General features: G+C 61.7%; 16 protein-coding genes. 5 read left to right on the top strand and 11 right to left on the bottom strand.

The window, feature by feature from the left end; all coding sequences use genetic code 11:
- Positions 1 to 19: 19 nt before the first annotated feature.
- The 3 genes from NH234_RS11830 to NH234_RS11820 all read right to left on the bottom strand — a co-directional run bounded on the left by NH234_RS11830 (position 20) and on the right by NH234_RS11820 (position 5,523).
- The gene (locus NH234_RS11830; RefSeq protein ID WP_085733217.1) at positions 20 to 1,111 is read right to left on the bottom strand and encodes an SCO family protein; all 1,092 of its coding nucleotides are present in this window, start codon (positions 1,109 to 1,111) and stop codon (positions 20 to 22) included.
- On the bottom strand, positions 1,108 to 3,915 hold the full coding sequence (locus tag NH234_RS11825) for a multicopper oxidase domain-containing protein (RefSeq protein ID WP_085733218.1): 2,808 nt from the start codon (positions 3,913 to 3,915) through the stop codon (positions 1,108 to 1,110). Before NH234_RS11825 ends, NH234_RS11830 begins: the two co-directional genes overlap by 4 nt.
- A gap of 159 nt (positions 3,916 to 4,074) precedes the next feature.
- Positions 4,075 to 5,523, bottom strand: coding sequence for a sensor histidine kinase (locus NH234_RS11820; RefSeq protein ID WP_367256611.1), 1,449 nt, complete (start codon positions 5,521 to 5,523; stop codon positions 4,075 to 4,077).
- Between the two features lie 307 nt (positions 5,524 to 5,830).
- Here NH234_RS11820 and NH234_RS11815 point away from each other — a divergent pair, with 307 nt between their 5' ends.
- From NH234_RS11815 to NH234_RS11795, 5 genes are all read left to right on the top strand, one after another.
- Positions 5,831 to 7,177 (top strand): hypothetical protein, encoded by a 1,347-nt coding sequence (locus tag NH234_RS11815; protein ID WP_085733220.1) that lies wholly within the window; start codon positions 5,831 to 5,833, stop codon positions 7,175 to 7,177.
- 35 nt (positions 7,178 to 7,212) lie between these two features.
- Positions 7,213 to 9,447, top strand: coding sequence for an Ig-like domain-containing protein (locus NH234_RS11810; RefSeq protein ID WP_367256609.1), 2,235 nt, complete (start codon positions 7,213 to 7,215; stop codon positions 9,445 to 9,447).
- Positions 9,448 to 9,550: 103 nt separating this feature from the next.
- Complete coding sequence (locus tag NH234_RS11805; RefSeq protein ID WP_367256607.1) at positions 9,551 to 10,012, top strand: curlin; 462 nt, start codon at positions 9,551 to 9,553, stop codon at positions 10,010 to 10,012.
- Positions 10,013 to 10,038: 26 nt separating this feature from the next.
- The gene (locus tag NH234_RS11800) at positions 10,039 to 11,490 is read left to right on the top strand and encodes a curlin (RefSeq protein ID WP_367256606.1); all 1,452 of its coding nucleotides are present in this window, start codon (positions 10,039 to 10,041) and stop codon (positions 11,488 to 11,490) included.
- A gap of 195 nt (positions 11,491 to 11,685) precedes the next feature.
- On the top strand, positions 11,686 to 11,910 hold the full coding sequence (locus NH234_RS11795) for an antitoxin (protein ID WP_085733223.1): 225 nt from the start codon (positions 11,686 to 11,688) through the stop codon (positions 11,908 to 11,910).
- On the opposite strand, the gene NH234_RS11790 is transcribed toward NH234_RS11795, so the two are convergent.
- From NH234_RS11790 to NH234_RS11755, 8 genes are all read right to left on the bottom strand, one after another.
- The gene (locus NH234_RS11790) at positions 11,903 to 12,121 is read right to left on the bottom strand and encodes a hypothetical protein (RefSeq protein ID WP_085733224.1); all 219 of its coding nucleotides are present in this window, start codon (positions 12,119 to 12,121) and stop codon (positions 11,903 to 11,905) included. The two genes, NH234_RS11795 and NH234_RS11790, sit on opposite strands and share 8 nt — an antisense overlap.
- 94 nt (positions 12,122 to 12,215) lie before the next feature.
- Complete coding sequence (locus tag NH234_RS11785) at positions 12,216 to 12,407, bottom strand: antitoxin (RefSeq protein WP_367256605.1); 192 nt, start codon at positions 12,405 to 12,407, stop codon at positions 12,216 to 12,218.
- A 73-nt stretch (positions 12,408 to 12,480) separates the two neighbouring features.
- Positions 12,481 to 12,861 (bottom strand): hypothetical protein, encoded by a 381-nt coding sequence (locus NH234_RS11780; RefSeq protein ID WP_367256603.1) that lies wholly within the window; start codon positions 12,859 to 12,861, stop codon positions 12,481 to 12,483.
- Positions 12,862 to 13,726: 865 nt separating this feature from the next.
- Positions 13,727 to 14,587, bottom strand: a complete 861-nt coding sequence (locus NH234_RS11775; protein ID WP_085733227.1) for a CsgG/HfaB family protein — start codon at positions 14,585 to 14,587, stop codon at positions 13,727 to 13,729.
- Between the two features lie 29 nt (positions 14,588 to 14,616).
- Positions 14,617 to 15,048 (bottom strand): curli assembly protein CsgF, encoded by a 432-nt coding sequence (locus NH234_RS11770; RefSeq protein ID WP_085733228.1) that lies wholly within the window; start codon positions 15,046 to 15,048, stop codon positions 14,617 to 14,619.
- Complete coding sequence (csgE, locus tag NH234_RS11765; protein ID WP_085733229.1) at positions 15,045 to 15,437, bottom strand: curli production assembly/transport protein CsgE; 393 nt, start codon at positions 15,435 to 15,437, stop codon at positions 15,045 to 15,047. The genes NH234_RS11770 and csgE overlap by 4 nt, the downstream gene beginning before the upstream one ends.
- Positions 15,434 to 15,985 carry a type II secretion system protein gene (locus tag NH234_RS11760; RefSeq protein ID WP_085733230.1) on the bottom strand — a complete coding sequence of 184 codons (552 nt, stop codon included), beginning with the start codon at positions 15,983 to 15,985 and terminating at the stop codon, positions 15,434 to 15,436. Before NH234_RS11760 ends, csgE begins: the two co-directional genes overlap by 4 nt.
- Entirely contained in the window at positions 15,960 to 16,334 is a 375-nt protein-coding gene (locus NH234_RS11755; RefSeq protein WP_085733231.1) for a type II secretion system protein, read from the bottom strand. The genes NH234_RS11760 and NH234_RS11755 overlap by 26 nt, the downstream gene beginning before the upstream one ends.

Here is a 16,334-nt window from a genome sequence, read left to right as displayed (position 1 = left end):
CAAAGTCACTATTTGGTCGCTAGCGCATACGGCTCACCGTTTCGCTGCTCGCGGCCGCACGGGTTGGCGCCAACGCCCCGTCAGCCAAGGGCTGCGTGGTCGGGTGCTGGCGCTCGGTTTCATCGCGCAGAAAGTCGATGATCGACTGCGCCGACTGTTCGTCGAGGCGCAGGTTGGGCATCGGAATCCGCTCGTATTGTTCGAACAGTTGCAGTGCGATCGGGTCCTTCTCCGCCAGTACCCGATCCGGTTCGCGGATCCAGCGGTTGAGCCAGGCCGGGTCACGCTGACGGGTCACGCCGATCAGGTCCGGGCCGATGTTGCGCATGCCGATGCCTTCACCGTCCTGCGGGCCAAGACTGTGGCAGGAGGCGCAACGGGTGCGGAACAGTTCTTCGCCGTTGCTCGGCGGACGAATCTGCGGCGCATTGGCGTAACTTTGCTCGATGCTCGGCTGCTTCCAGTTCTGCAAGGTGTTGGCCAGTTGATCGGCGAGGATCCACGGATTTTCGAACGGCGAGGCCTTCATCCAGCGCCCGGTGCTCTGATTGCCGACGATCAGGCTCAGGTTGTGATCCTTGGTGCGACCGTTGTCGACGCCCTCAATGAACAGCCCGAGTTTCTTGCGCAAGTCGGTGACGTCTTCGAATTCGCCGGTGAGGAATTTCCAGCCGGGGCCGACCTTGAAGCGTTGTGAATAGGCCTTGAGCACTTCGGGGGTGTCGCTCAAAGGATCAATGCTGATCGAGTAGAAAAAGATGTCCTGGCCGACCCGGTCCCCCAGCAGTTTCTGCACTTGGCGCAGGCGTGCGGTTTCCAGCGGGCAGGAGTCGCTGCAGGAAGTGAAGATGAAGTTGATCACCACCACTTTGTCTTTGATCAGGTCATCGAAAAAACGCACCTGCCGGCCGTCCTGATCGGTCAGCAGGGTGTTGGGGAAATAGTCGCCACCCCACGGGGTGGCGGATTCGCTGGCGCCTTCGGGCAGCGCTTGATGGGCGATGAGCACCTGACTGCCGAGCAGGCAGGTGACCAGCACCAGGATCAAGTGCATGCCCAGGGCGCGGGAGCGCGGCGTTGGCTGTGTCATGTCGGCTCCCTCCCTGCTCATGGCTTCACAGTCACTTGCGGACCGAAACCATCGCCCGTGCGGAAGGTCGGCAGTGCGGCGGAGTTGACGTAGCGCACGCCATCCCAGCTCGGCAGCGGCGTCGGCATCAACTGCAGTTGTCCGGGCTTCTCAAGGTCCCAACGCAGCAGCATCGAGTTGTCCTCATGCTGAGTGTTGTGGCAGTGCTCCATGTACGTCCCGGCGAACTCGCGAAAGTTGATCGCCATTTCCACGCTGTCCAGCCCGTCGGCTTCGGAGCCGATGCGATAGACGTCCTTTCGCGCCCACTTTTCCCACTCAGGCGGGGCCTTGCCGCCACGGCTGAGGATGATCCCTTCCTCGAAGTGCACGTGCACCGGATGGCTCCAGCCCTTGCCGCCAAGCTTGATGTTCCACACTTCCAGAGTGCCGAATCCGGCAGTGCCTGCATCGGTCGGGCCGCTGGCCAGTTTCGTTGACGCGTTCAACCGGCGTGGGTCCATGTGGAAGCCGAAGCCGCCATCGGTCTTGACCGTCCACGGTGCTTCATCGGTGCCGTCGCTGCGGCCGAAGGTGAAGGTGCGGTGACGGGCGTTGGCCAGCAGCGCCTTGTCGGCAGCGTTGTCGCGGTGGATCTTCAGCGGGATCATCACCATGCCTTCAGCCTTGCCCGGTTTGGCCGGTTCGTAGGCTGCCGGATCCATGGCCAGGTCCTGGCCGGTGTAGGCCTTGACGTTGAGCTGCAACACCTTGCCAACCACCGGATCGCCGCGATCCCATTGCGGACCCTTGCTGGTTTGTTTGATGACCGCCAGGTATTTCTCGGACAGCACATCGGCCAACGGAATCACCTCTTTCGGGCCTTTGCCGTCGTCCTGGGCCTGGAGGTTGACGAAGAACAGCTTGTCGCCCGGTTTGATGCCGTTTTTCGAGAAGTTGACGATGATATCGAAGCGCTCGGCGATGCCTTGAGTTGGCAGGATCGCGTTGTGGTTTTGCTTGTCGCCGTCGGCATCCAGGTCCATCGAGCCGTCGAACGGCACGCTGTGTTCCATGATGTTGCCGTCGTTGGCAATCATGTGGAACGGCACGCGGCTGTAGGAAACACCGGAGTTTTTCGGCCCTTGGAATTCACCGCTGGTGCCTTTGATTTCCCGTACCAGCGCGAGCTTGAAGTAGCGCGACACCGAACCGTTGAGGATGCGGAACCGATAGCTGCGTGCACGCACGTCGAGGGTCGGTTTCCACTGCCAGTTGACCAGCACCTGATCGCCGATGAATCCGTCGGTGTTGAACGGGTTGAACCACAACTGGCCTTCCTGATCCCAGGCCTTATCGGCGAACACCAGGTTGACGTCGTAGTCGCGGTTGCCCCACGGCAAGGCGCTGCCGCTGGGGAAACGCAGGTTCACCCCGTCGTTTACCGATTCGTTGCCGCGATCCAGGGCGCTGTAGTAGTTCATCATCGCCGCGTTGCCCTTGTAGACGTTCTGCGCGGTGAAATCGAGCATGTGGTCGTGGAACCAGTGGGTGCTCATGGTTTCGCGCCAGTCGCCACGAATCTTGATGGTGCCGTGGTCACAGGTCTTTTTCGCAGGCTGCAGGTCGTTGACCCACAGGGTTTCCCCCGGCGCGCACGGGAACGCCGCGCGTGGGTCTTCAGCCTTGGTGTTGATGCTGTCGTAACCGGCGAGCTGGATCGGCCAGCGATAGTCGTAATACTGACCGGGGAAGAAAAACGCGTTGGCATAGCCGTCGCTTTCCGCCGGCGCGTGGCCATTGTGCTCGTGGGTAGTGATCGTGTGCAGGCCGAAACCACGGTTGGCCGACGGATCGATCGGCAAGCCGTTGTAGTGACGCATCATCACCGGTTGCCCGTAGCGCACCATCAGCAGTTTTGGCGGCAGCGTGCCGTCGAAGGTCCACACCGAGTTGTGGTTTTGCACCGGCATCGCCGGGTGGAAACGTGCATCGACGCCCTTGGCCGTGCCATCCGTCGCCGGCACGCCGGCGACGTTGTGGTACAGACCGCCAGGGCCGAACTCACCGACGGCATAACCGTGCATCTGCCGGCTGTCACGCAGGCCGCCATTCAGACGCGCGCCGGTCTGCACAGTCTTGTAGGCGACTTGCGGGTAGAACTCGTTCCAGCGCTGATGAGCCCAGCCTTTTCCCGGTGGACGGCCTTCGGCGGAGGAGCCGATGTGACGGTTGAGGAACAATTCGATTTGCGACTGCCACGGGTTGCGGTCGACCACGTTGGAGAACTGGCTCGGGAACGGCGTCAGCCCGGGTTGCCGCAGGAACGCGTCCAGCGCGGCACCAGGGGGGGCGCTGCGGGCAACGCTGTTCGGGTCCTGGGCCGGTGCCGGTCCGATGGCGGCGGGCGGAAAGCCCAGCGGCGCGGCCGGGGTGGTCGGGTCGAGTTTTTCCGGGCCGAACTCTTCGAACAGTACGAGTTGCTGGGTGAACGGCTGCGCGCCAAACAACGGGCTCGGTTTGCCGTTGGTGGGGTAATTGAAACTTGTCTGCACGGTCGGCGGCAGGATGTTTTCCGAACGCGTGGTGTTGCGCGTCCCTTTCACCCCGTCAGGCAGATCGAAAGAATTTTCGTTGGCCTCGGGCATGGTCAGGATGGCGTTGAGGGCCGCCGGTTCATCGGCCGGCTCGTCATAGTATGCCGACGGGTCGGAGGCTTCCGGCTGGTTTTCGTCGTCGATCGGGCTCGCTCGGACCCCGGCCATATTGCCCAGAGCCAACATCAGAAAGACGCTCAAAGGCGTCAGAAGAAACAGCTTTTTGGGGTCACGCGTTGTTCTGTCCATCACCAGCCGCCTCATCTAAGGAAGGGGTGATGGTGTTTTGCAATTAGCTCGCCAAAGTATTAATCCCCGTTGAAACAAGCTGTTACAGACGCTGTTGGATTTCCCACTCCCCAGTGACCGGGGCCTGACACCCGCTACTGGGGGAAAGTTCACCCCAGCTTACTGAATGAGCTGAAACGCCAGACGAACGGTGGTGCCCTCACCTTCGCGGCTGTGCAGGGTCACGCCGCCACCGAAGCGCTCCATGATCCGTTTGACCAGCACCAGCCCTACGCCGAGCCCACCCTGCTTGGTGGTGAAGAACGGCCGGAACGCCATGCTGCGCTGTTCTTCGTTCATGCCTTTGCCGGTGTCACTGAGCATGACGCTGACGCCGCCGTTGTTTGTGGGTTCGAGGGTAATGGTCAACGTGCCGCCCTTGTCCATGGCCTCCAGTGCGTTGGCCAGCAGGCTGTTGAGGATTTGCGTCAGTTGCACCGGTTGGCTCAACACCATCGGCGTTTGTTGCGGATGAAACACCACGTTTACCGCATTTTTGGCGATCTGCTGTTCGAACGCGACCAGACTTTCGTGCAACGCCGCCACCAGGTTTACCGGCTCCGGCTCGTCATTGAGCGGTCGCAGCGACTGCAGCAGTTCGCGCACCCATTTCGACATTCGATCGACCTGACCGATGATGTCCTTGATGTTCTTCTGCGCCGGCCCCGCGTCGAATTCCAGGGCCAGTTCGGCGCTGGAACGGATGGTCGCCAACGGGTTGCGCAGGCTGTGCGCCACCGCCGAGGACATCTCGCCCAGTGCGACAAAGGTTTCATTGGCAATCAGTTGTTTCTGTTGCACCGCCAGCAGGATCGCCGCCCGTCGCACGATCCAGTACAACCCCAGATAAATCAGGCCGCCGCCCAGCGCGGTGGCCAGCCAGATCAGCGCCAGACCGCGACCCATGCGGGCGATCAGGTCTTTGGGTTCCTTGTAGATCTCGACCATCGCCGTGACGTTCTTGCCATCGGCGTCGAACAATGGAATGTAGTTCTCGATGAAGATGTAATCCGGCGGCACCACGAACTTCTGTTCTTCACGGCCCTTGTCGACGTTGTGGTAACTGGCCGACACCGGAATCTTCTCGTTGAACGCACGATCGAGGTCTTCATCGGCATGGATACGGGTGTTGACCAGCGCAGGGTTGGTCGACCAGATCACCAGGCGATCCGGCGCGTAAACGTTGGCGAGGATCACGTCCGGCAGATGCTCGATGTGATCGAGAAACTCGCCCCGGGCGCTGGCTCGGGCCGCCGGGTCGACGTCGGGAAAGTCCCGGTCCTGGCGCGGGTCCAGCAAGTCGCCCATGGTGCGGATATTGGGGATCGAGACGTGACGCACTTCCGCCGAAGCGATGGCCTGAATGAATTGCGCCGTCAGCAACGCATCACGCTGCACGCTTTCCTCGATCACGAAACGCGTGGACACCGTGCCGAGCGCCACGGCCACCGTGCCGATCACCGCCATGCTGATCAACGAAAACCAGCGCAGCAGATTGAACGGCTGCTTGCGCGAGCCCAGCCGCAGACTGCTCTCCTCGACCGGTAGCGATTTTGAATACATGTTCATGGCGGCGACTTCCCGATACGTCCCTATAAGTTTATAGCCCACGGTTGGGTGATTGCCCGGATGCGGGGGTTGAACGGCCCCACGATCACCGATCTGCAAATCCGGGTTGCCGATGGATCCCCACACCCCCCAATCCTGGGGACTGTCGCCCGATGGCCGTACTGCAAAAAATCCCCACCCTCACTCGCCAACCCTTGCACCACGGGCCTCTCCCGCCCATTGCCCGGCCGTTGGTATGGAAGTTGTAAAGCCCCTCTGCAACTGACCCACCCCCAAGGGGCAGGCACTTCGATAGAGGGATTAACTCATGCACCCTTTACTGTCCAAAACCGCGACCGTCCTGGTCGTGAGCGCCCTGGCCCAGGGCATTGCCCAGGCCGCTCTGTTCGCCGTCGATCCCGGACCCTATGCCCCGGCGACCGGCGGATTTGCCAGTTGGTATCAGGACACCCACGGACGCACCCTGGACCTGTGCCTGTCCAAAGCGCTCAGCTCGCGGGTGCCGAGTACGCCCGGTGCCCCTTCGTACATGTGCTCGCTGATCCCCGCGCCGGGAGTATTCGATGACACCCAGCCGATCGTCTTCCCGGGCAATTTTCCCGACGAAGCGTTCTGGTTCACCGCCGACGGCACCGTGGTCGATGCGGCCCGGGGCATCAACCTGTCCTATGGCTCGGCCGTCGAAGCGGCGTTCAGTGGCGGTGATCCGGTAGAGGGCGACCAGATCAGCTTCGCGCGCATCCGCATCCGGGTCGATGTGCCCACCGCCGGCACCTACGTGATCACTCACCCGTACGGCGTCGAAGTGTTCAACGTGGACACCCCCGGTCGTCGCGCGATCAACATGACCCGCGACATCGGCATCGGCAGCCCGAAAACCTACGACGGCGCGCTCAAGGGTGACGTCGGGCCGTTCCTGCGCAGCGTCAACGGGCCTTACACCGAAACCAACCCATTGACCGGTGCGGCCGAGCAGTTTGTCGGCGACCCGAACCTCAACGAAGCGGTGACCGGCAGCCCGTTCAACACCAACTACGTGCGGATCGAAGGCCCGGGGGGCATTGACCTGCGCACCACGACCTTCGCCGTGTCCGGCAAGTTGTCGACGGTGGTACGGCCAACCCCGCTGATTGCACAGCGCAGCACCTACTCGCGCAAACCCGGCGACAGTGCGCCGGTGGCCCAGCAAGACGTGTTCGTCCAGGCGCCCCCAGCGCCGGGCACCGCTGCCATCACCAGCAGCACACCCGTGGTGAACATGACAGAAGCCGACAGCACCGGCAGCTGGTACGCGCAATCGCAGGTCAACCCGACCTTGCCGACCGTGCTGCAAGTGACCGCCGACAACCACCTGGCGATCGCCACCAGTTCACCGACCACTCTGCCCATGCCCCTGACCGACCTGGTGGTGATCCAGCGCGCCGAGTACAGCCTGAGCTCCGGGCAACTGACCGTGGTGGCCTCGACCAGTGACGAAACCTCGCCACCGGTGCTCACCGCCACCTCCGGCACCGGCGCCGCCATTGGAGCCCTTGGCGGTGACGGCGCAGTGAAAACCCTGTCCACCGGGATCACGCCGATTCCACCGGCCAGGGTCCGGGTGACGTCGTCCAACGGCGGCAGCGATACCGAAGAAGTGGTCATCGTGCAATGAACGCTCACATGCCCAGATCCGCATCAGGAGGCATCATGAACAAGTGGCCACGCTTCGCGCTCAACGCGCTCGGGCTGACAATCTCGCTGACCGGCAGTGCGTTCGCGCAACTGGCCGCCGTCGATCCCGGCCCCTACACCTTCGCCACCGGGAAATTCCCGATGTGGTACCAGGACAACAATCAACTGTCGATGGAGCTCTGCCAGTCCCGCGCCGCCAGTTCGCGGGTGCCGGTCAGTACCCCGCCGGCATACATGTGCACCCTGCTGCCGGAACCGGGCGTGTTCGATGACACTCTGCCGATGGTGTTTCCCGACAACTGGCCACCGGAAGCCTTCTGGTTCCTGGCGGAAACCAACATCCCGAACAACGGCGCCGGTTTCGGTATGGACGCCTATGTCGCCGGGGTAGAAGCCGCATTTGCCTCGGGAAACCCGGTGGACGGTGATCAGCAAAGCTTCGCGCGGATCCGTATCCGGGTGAACGTCCCGGTTGCCGGCACCTACACCATCACCCACCCCTATGGCGTGGAAACGGTGACTGTCACAACGCCAGGCCGACGGGCGATCAACATCACCAAGGACGTCGGCATCGGCGCTCCCGGCAATTTCAGCGGCGCGCTTAACGGCGCCATCGGGCCGTTCCTGCGCAGCATCAACGGCCCGTACACCGAAGTGAACCCGGACACAGGCAACGTCGAAACCTTCGTCGGTGACCCGAACCTCACTGAAGCGGTGACCGGCAGCCCGTTCAATACCAACTTCGTACGGATCGACGGTCCCTCGGGTGCAGGCTCGATTCAGACTGCCCTGTTCACCGTCGCCGGCAAGGTCCTCGACAATCGTCAGCAGACCCATGTCGAACTTGATCGCGCGACCTATCGCCGGACCTCGGCGGGCGTGCGCACCGAAGTATTCGCCAAGGCTGACAGCAGCTCGACCCTGTGCTTCCGCGAAACGTTGGCGTTGCTGCCCGGCCCACCGCCGACGCCATGCCAGACCAGCCTGCTGGGTGACAACAACGGGCTGTTCTTCGGCCAGCGTCTGGGCACCGGTACCCTGCCGTCGGTGGTGGTCGTGACCGCGACCAACCCGGCCGGCACGACCCGTCCGACCGCCGTTTCGGCGAAGCTCACCGACGTGGTGAAAATCCAGACCGCCCGCTACAGCTGGGCCAACCACAGCCTGCTGATCGAGGCCACCTCGACCGATGAAGTCGCGGTGCCGGACATGGTTGCCCAAGGCTACGGACGCCTGTCGAAAACCGGCACCCTGCAAAAAATCACCGTTGCCGACCTGACTCAGCCTCCGGCCACCGTCACGGTCAAGTCCGCCGCCGGCGGCAGCGACACCGAGCCAGTGGTGGTGGTCGGTACCGCACCGGACACCGGCGAGAACCAGGCACCGCTGGCCGTTGCAGACACCGGCAGCACCAGCTTCGGCGTGCCGATCACCCTCAGCCTGTTGACCAACGACAGCGACCCGGACAACAACGTGCCGCTGACCATTACCGCGCTGACGCAACCGGCCGCAGGCCAGGGCACCGTCGCGCTGAGCGGCACCACCTCGGTGGTCTACACCCCGCCAGCCGTGGTCAACACTCCGCTGACCACCACCTTCACCTACAAGGCCCAGGACAGCAAAGGCCTGGCCTCGGCCAACCCGGCGACCGTGACGATTACCGTTGCGCCCAACCGGCCACCGACCGCCGTCGCCGACAGCGTTGCCACGCTGGGTGTCGCAATCCCGATCAACGTCCTGGCCAACGACACCGATCCGGAAGGCAACGTGCCGCTGGGCGTCGCCAGCCTGACCCAACCGCCGGCAGGACGCGGCACGGTCAGCACCGACGGTACGGTGATCACCTACACCCCACCGGCCACCGTGACCACGGCCTTCACCACGACCTTCACCTACATCGCCCGGGACAGCTTCGGCGCCCAGTCGACGCCGGCCACGGTCACCGTGCAAGTGTCGCCACGGCCAGCGGCGGAAACCTTCACGATCACTACCTCGACCGTGCAGGCCCGTTCCGGCAACCGCTTCAACTGGGACTTCGCCGGCACTTCGTCGGTGACCACCGGCAATACCATCACCGTGCAGGTCACCACCCCGACCGGGCTGGTCACCCTCGGCACGACGACGGTACCGGTCACCGGACGCTGGCGGCTGACGCTCAACAACACCAACGTGGTGCCTTCGGCTAACCCGACCGCCACCATCCGCTCGTCCCAGGGCACCGTTCGCACCGTTTCGGTGACCACGCTCTGAGCCCACGCCCCACCCGCCCCACACCGCCTGGCGCGGAGTGGGTGGGGCAGGTCTCAGCCACGACTTCAGGTTTGCGCAACACGACACACCACAGGACAACGCCATGAACACGCCGACCGCCGCCCTGCTTTGCCTGCTCGCCCTGTGCGGCAGTGCGGGCGCGCGCGCCGACGACCTGATGGAAAACGACGACCTGGCACCCTCCGCCGACCTTGGCGAACTGCCGCCCCCGGTTGGCCAGCAAGCCCTGATCGACCAGAACGGCCAGGTCAACCTTGCCCTGCTCTCGCAGAACGGTCAGTCGCTGCTGGGCAGAATCGTGCAGTCGGGCAGCAATCAGGAGGCGTACATCCTGCAACAAGGCAGCGACCTGATGGCCTTGATCACCCAAAACGGCTCCGGCAACGCCGCGTCCATCACGCAAACCGGCAGCCACAACCGTGCGCAGATTTCGCAAAACGGCAACAACAACGACGCCAGCATCGAGCAGGCGGGCACGGGGCTGCAAAGCGCCGTGACCCAGTCGGGCAACGGCATGAGCGTTTCGGTCAAGCAATATCGCTAAGCACTGCAATCATCGGAGAGTTCATCATGTTCAAACTGACGCCCCTCACCGCCGCCATCCTGGTCATGATCAGTGCCCAGGCCATGGCCGACGACAGCATTTCCACTCAGAGCCAGTTCGGCACTGCCAACATCGCTGATGTGAAGCAGACCCAGGCCCCGTTCAGCACCGCGACCCAGACCCAACTGGGCCAGGGCAACAACGCCGCCGCCGTGCAAGACACCGCCAGCAGCGTTATCACCCAGGACGCGGTCGGCGACTACAACGCCGCCTATGCCGAACAACTTTACGAAGACAATGGCACCATCACCCAGCAACAGTCCGGCGCCTTCAACACCACCCACGCCAGCCAGTCGCTGGGCTTCGGCTCACCCAACACCGCTCTGCAACAGCAGCAAGGCACCGGCAACTTCTCGTTCGTCTACCAGGACTCGCAGAACGGCAGCGAAGGCAAGACCTTCCAGTTCGGCGACAGCAACGAAGCCAACATCGAGCAACTGTACGAAGGCAGCGGCAACAGCTCGGTGATCACCCAGTACGGCACCGCCAACTACGGCACCGCCGAACAGGTCACCCACAACGGCGGACAGATCGACATCAACCAGGCCGGCGAAAACAACTACGCCTACGGCGACCAGCGCAACGGCACCGGTGGCAACATCACCATCAACCAGTTCGGTAACCTCAACGGCACCGAAATCTGGCAAGACTCGCAACTGGCCAGCCAGGCCACCGTCAACCAGTACGGCGACAGCAACGAAACCGTGGTCGACCAGAGCTATGGCGAAAACAACACCGCCGCCGTCACCCAGGTCGGCAACACCAACGCCATCTATGCCGACCAGTTCGAGTCGGTCAACTCGACGCTGTCGCTCTATCAAGTCGGCAACGGCAACGTGCATTACACCTACCAAAGCGGCGACGGTCACACGCTCAACGCCACGTCCGTGGGCAACGACAACAAGGTCTACGCCAGCAACTGGAAAGGCCCGCAACACGGCGGCCAGTTCGGCAGCAACCAGCGTGCGACCGTCAATCAGGCCGGTAACGGCAACATCGCCAGCTTCACCCAGGACGGCGTGGGCCACATCATGACCACCAACCAGACCGGGACCGGCAACAAAACCACGGTCAGCCAGGCGGACTCCTACAACGAGCTGTACTTCGATCAGAACGGCAGCGACAACATCCTCATCGCCGACCAGCGCGGCACCACCAACCTGGTTCAGGGCTCGTCGAACGGCTCGGGCAACAGCGCCGAATTCGATCAATCCGGCACCGGCAACCAGGCCTACACCGCGCAGCTGTACGGCAGCGACAACATGATCACCGTGAAACAGGCTGACACCATGAACGTGGCGTACGTGACCCAGGGCGGGACCGGGAACATTGCCAATGTGGATCAGAGCGGGATGACGCAGACCGCGAATATTCAACAGTTCGGGTCGGCAAACCAGGCGACGGTTTTGCAGCAGTAAGGGTTGGGTGTTGGAAAACCGCGACCTGTTGAGGGTCGCGGTTTTTTTTGCGCTGAGGCTCGAGTGGCGTCCTACGGAAAACGGAACGTTTTCAGAAATTCGAGGAGTTTTCTGACGAATTCTGGCGGTTGGCCGTCGGAAGTGCAGGCTCTAGGATTTGTCGGGACAACTTGATCCCCACGGAGCTTGGCCTACATGCAATTCATCCAGACAGCGACGACAGCGATACCGTTCGACCCACTGTGCCCGGTGGTTTCGGATCTTGATCCCGAGGAGCAGGCTGCGAGTTATGACCGTTGGTTTCGTGCCGAAGTACAGGCTTCTCTCGATGATCCGCGTCCGAGCATTCCGCATGACCAGGTGATGGCCGAGATACATGCCTTGATGGAATCAATGCGCAAAAGGGCTGATGCTAATTGAGATGAAATATGCGGCTTACAGCGGCTCGAGCCTTCTTGCCGTCTGCCTCGTAAAGCCCCTGCAACAAAGCCTGATCAGCTAACCGATGGAGGCGAAAATGGTTGTAGAAGGCTTGTCCCAATCGCTGGTTATCAAAAAAACCCATTTCCCACAGGCCCAAGAATTCTGCATACGTAGCGCTGTCGATTTCCAGTGGCGGTGAAAGGTCCATGCACTCCTCAAAAATAGTTAGTCGTCAGGAAGCAGTAGAGTAACCAAAACCGGCATTGCGCTTTTCTACTTTTCGCATTGCCACCGGAAAGCACTTACCCCGCCTCATGTTTTCTTCGTTTGTCCTCCATCAGGGCCGACATTTCAGCCATCACCTGCTCATTCGGAATGCTGGGTCGTGGGTCATCGATTGAAGCCTGTACTTTGGCACGCAACCAGCGGTCATAGCTGGCAGCCTGCTCTTCGCTTTCGAAATCTGAAACGATTGTGGAGATCAGGGAATCCATGGTGACTCCAGTTTGAATGTGAAAAACGCGACCCCATTTCCGGGTCGCGTTCTTTATTGGGGATGGTGCTGGATCAACCCTTCAGCTCGACGTGATCCAAGGCCTGATTTACGGCCAGCTCACTCAGCATGAGGATCTGCGCGATCCCCAGCGCGGTCTTGCGGTGGGCGGGGTCGAGGGCGGCGGCGAAGTTGTTGAGCATTTCGCTGGCGGAGCCCAGGGACTCGCAGGCGTTGGCGAGCAGGGATTCGGTGTTGTAAGCCGGGTTGGCGAGGTACATCGGGGCGGGTTCGTTGACGCTGCCCATGATGTGGGCGCCGGGGCAGAGGTAATGATCGAGGGCGCGTTCGGCGGCTTCGTGGAGTTTTTTCGAGTTGATGGAGGTGTATGGGGAGGTTGGGTCGGTTTCGAGGTTGGATTGGTTTTCGGGTGGGTTGGGTGTTGGTTTCTTCATGATTTTTTACCCTGTATGACGGTTATAGCTGGCCCTATTCGGTTTCCAAGCGAATAGGTGGCAGCTGTACGCAGGCTGGAAACCCGGGACAGAGCAACCCGGCAGACACGAGGTCTCCTACGCACAGCCGCCATAACAAAGTGCACACCATGAAGGTGCGCAGGATACGTTATGAATGGCGCTTGTGCGCTCTGTTGTTACGCGGGTTTCCATGCCCGATCGCTGAATTGGCAGCGACCGAAACAGGCTAGAGCCCGCGCTTCCGACGGACAACCTGAAAACCTTGTGGGAAGGATCGCCGAAACAGACACAACTTTTAAACATTCAAGAATGGAACGCGGAGCGTCCCGGCTGCATTCCCACGCAAAGCGTGGGAACGATCAAAGCAAAAGCAGTCTGCTTTCTGCCTTTCTGCCTTTCTGCCTTTCTGCCTTTCTGCCTTTCTGCCTTTCTGCCTTTCTGCCTTTCTGCCTTTCTGCCTTTCTGCCTTTCGCCTTTCGCCTCTCACCACTCAACACAATGAGCGTTAGCTCGAGTACCGCTCTTGACGTGCCGGCCCCATCGGAAGGCTGAGTGGAGGGATTTATCCGGGGGGTGGGAGCGCAGCGACCGTTCGACGAAGTCGAACACATCGAGAGGAGGTGCAGCGAAGCAAACCGGAGGCGATGCCCCCGGATGAATCCCGGAGCGAAGGAACCCCGAGCCCCAGCGAGGGGCCGAACGCCGGGGCCCAGCGTTTTGGTTCCTTTTGGGCGTTTGCAAAAGGGACTCGCCGTAAGGGCGAAACCGCCAGCCGCAACCCCCGAAGAAACGGATATTCACCCAAACCACCCAGAGAACCTGGTCGGCCCAAAGGCCGCCAAGTTCACTCAGCCTCAGGATCCACCTTGTTCTGAGTCAAATACCGATTCAAAGTCTCATCCCCCGCAGGCGAAGAATTATCCCCGGCAACCTGCCACAACCGCCGCTCAATCCCCTGCGCCAGCAAATGCCCCACCGCCGCCTCGATCGCCGACAACACACAAAGCTGAGCCGGCTCATTGGTCGTGTACCCCGCCTCAGCCTCGAGCAACTTCTTGAACTCGATAAACTTGAACACCCCGGCGCTGCGTGCCACCGAATAAATCGTCTTGCTGGTCATCACATTCGCCAACACCTGCCCGCTGCGCACATCCACCGCGCGCAAATTCACAGTCACCTGATCCACCCGATACTCCCGGGTCAAATCAATCCCCAGATACCGCGCCCCTTCCCCACCGCTACGCACGTTAGTGTCATAAGCGATGATCCCACCCTCGAGCATCATGTTCGCCGCCTGCAACGGTGGCAGCTCACCCTGAATGTTCACCGGCGTATTCGGCTTCTTCTGCGAAGCCCGAATGATCTTGCGTTCAGTCAGCAGGTTCTGCAGCCCTTCCCGTTCGAGCACCACAAACCAGCCGCTGGCCTGCATCGCGTCCATCAGCATCGACGCCGCGCCCTGGGTCACGCTGGTGGAAAACGAACTCGCCGGCGTCGGTTTGTACTGTCCGGTCTGGTCACGGAAGCCGTACACCACCGCCATCAGCCGGCCCTTGGGTCGCGGCATTTTCAGCAAGTCGTAATAAGTCGAGGCCCTGGGGGTCAGGGTCGGGGTCTCGGTGTCCTGCTCGGCCGGCATCGGCTCGCGCAGACTGCACCCTTGTAATGCTGCCAACATCAGCCCTAGCGCTATTATTTTTTTCATGTCCATCACTCCCCGGAACCGTCATCCCGTCATGGATTGAGGCCGTTCACCTGAATTTCGGAAACTTCGCCACTCGCTCGGTCGGTCACTTCAATCGTGAGTGCCCCCGAGTCATCAACGACGTTGACGATAAAAGCGTCGGTAGACAGGCTCCCCGTGTTGCCCGTGGAGATGTTGTCCAGCAGTTGCCCCAGCAACCGCGACTGCAATTGACTGGTGAAACGTTCGAGTGCCGAGGTGCCGGCCACCGTCGAGCGCTTCTTGAGATCCGGATCGTCGTGGTCGTTTTGCGCCTGGGCGTTGTTGAGCAGCCAGGTGCCGTTGAGCGGGTTGCCGCCGAACGACGGGTTGACCGGCGTGTAGACCAGTTCGGTGGCCTGGACAGCAGCGGCGCCGACGAGCCCGATCAATAAACCCGGGATCCACAATCCGTGGCGCCGTGAGAACGTTGTCGTGTTCATAGTTCGTCCTTCTCAAGGTCGGTGGTGTCCTGCAACAGGGCTTCCAGCTTGCGCCGGACGACCTCCAGGCGAACCGAGTCGGCGGCCTCATAGGCCTCGTCCTTCAGTTCCACGGTGTTCGGCGGCAGGAAGCGCCGATACACCAGGCGTTGCTGATATTCGACGGTCACCAGGCTGCCCCAGCGCGCGTCGGGGCGCTCGCGCACCACCAGGTTGAAATCCATGCGGCTGGTGTCGCGCAGGCGTTCGCTGAACGAGTAGTAAAAGTCGTGGCCGATGTGCGAGATCGTGTCGTCGACGATGAAGCCCATCATTTCGTCTTCCTCGCTGGCACTGATACAGCAGGCCACCACCGACAAGATCAACGCACACCACCACTGGCGGCTCATGGCTGCAACGCCTGCGGCAGGGCCGACTGGCCTTTGACCGGGGTTCCGTTGCCAGGGCCGGTACCATCGAGGAAGGCCTTTTCGGCGACGAACTGCCAATCCGAATAACGCTGCATGCCTTCGAAATCCGACCATTGCGACGGGAAGTCCGCCTGCTTCAACGGCACCTCGGTCGACGGGCTGTTGATCCCGGTGATGCGTCCGTCAAAGCCGCGTTGCAACGCCCATTCGCCGCCGCCAATCGGGTCCGGATAGAGCTGGCGCAGGTGATGCCGGGGCTCCGGAAAACGTTCATCCTGCAGCAGGTCAGCCAACTCTTTCGGGTACTGCGCCAGCCCCGGCGAACTGCGGTAATAGCTGCGCAGCGCCTGGGCGTATTGAGTGCCGACCCACAGCAGTTGCTTCTCGCGATCGCGGCGCGACACCGTCGACCACAACTCGCCGGCACTGGCCAGACCCATGCCCATGATCACGATCAGGAACAGCACGCCCAGGTAGGTGAACCCGCCCTGCTCCACGCGCTTACCACTCGGAATACTGACTGCCATCGCGCGCCCTCCCGGTAGCACCGCTCTTGATGTCGGCCACGCCGCCCGCCACACCTTCCGGTGGTGCGACCAGCACCCACTGGTCATTGCGTTCGGTGATCGGGTCCAGTGGCGTGTTGCGCAGGTAACGCAGTTCCACCAGTTGTTCGAGAGAATCGGGATAGCGCCCGGTATCGCCGTAGTAGTGATCCAGTGCCTCGCGCATGGCCGACAGACTCTGGTGCAACGTGGTCTCTTTGGAGGCTTCGAGACTGTTGAAATAACGCGGCAAGGCAATGGTCATCAGGGTCGCGATGATCGCCATCACCACCATCAGTTCGAGCAAGGTAAAACCCTTTTCCCGGCGCAT

The sequence above is a fragment of the Pseudomonas sp. stari2 genome (assembly GCF_040760005.1).
Lineage (GTDB): Bacteria > Pseudomonadota > Gammaproteobacteria > Pseudomonadales > Pseudomonadaceae > Aquipseudomonas.
This window is presented reverse-complemented; position numbering and strand designations above follow the sequence as displayed.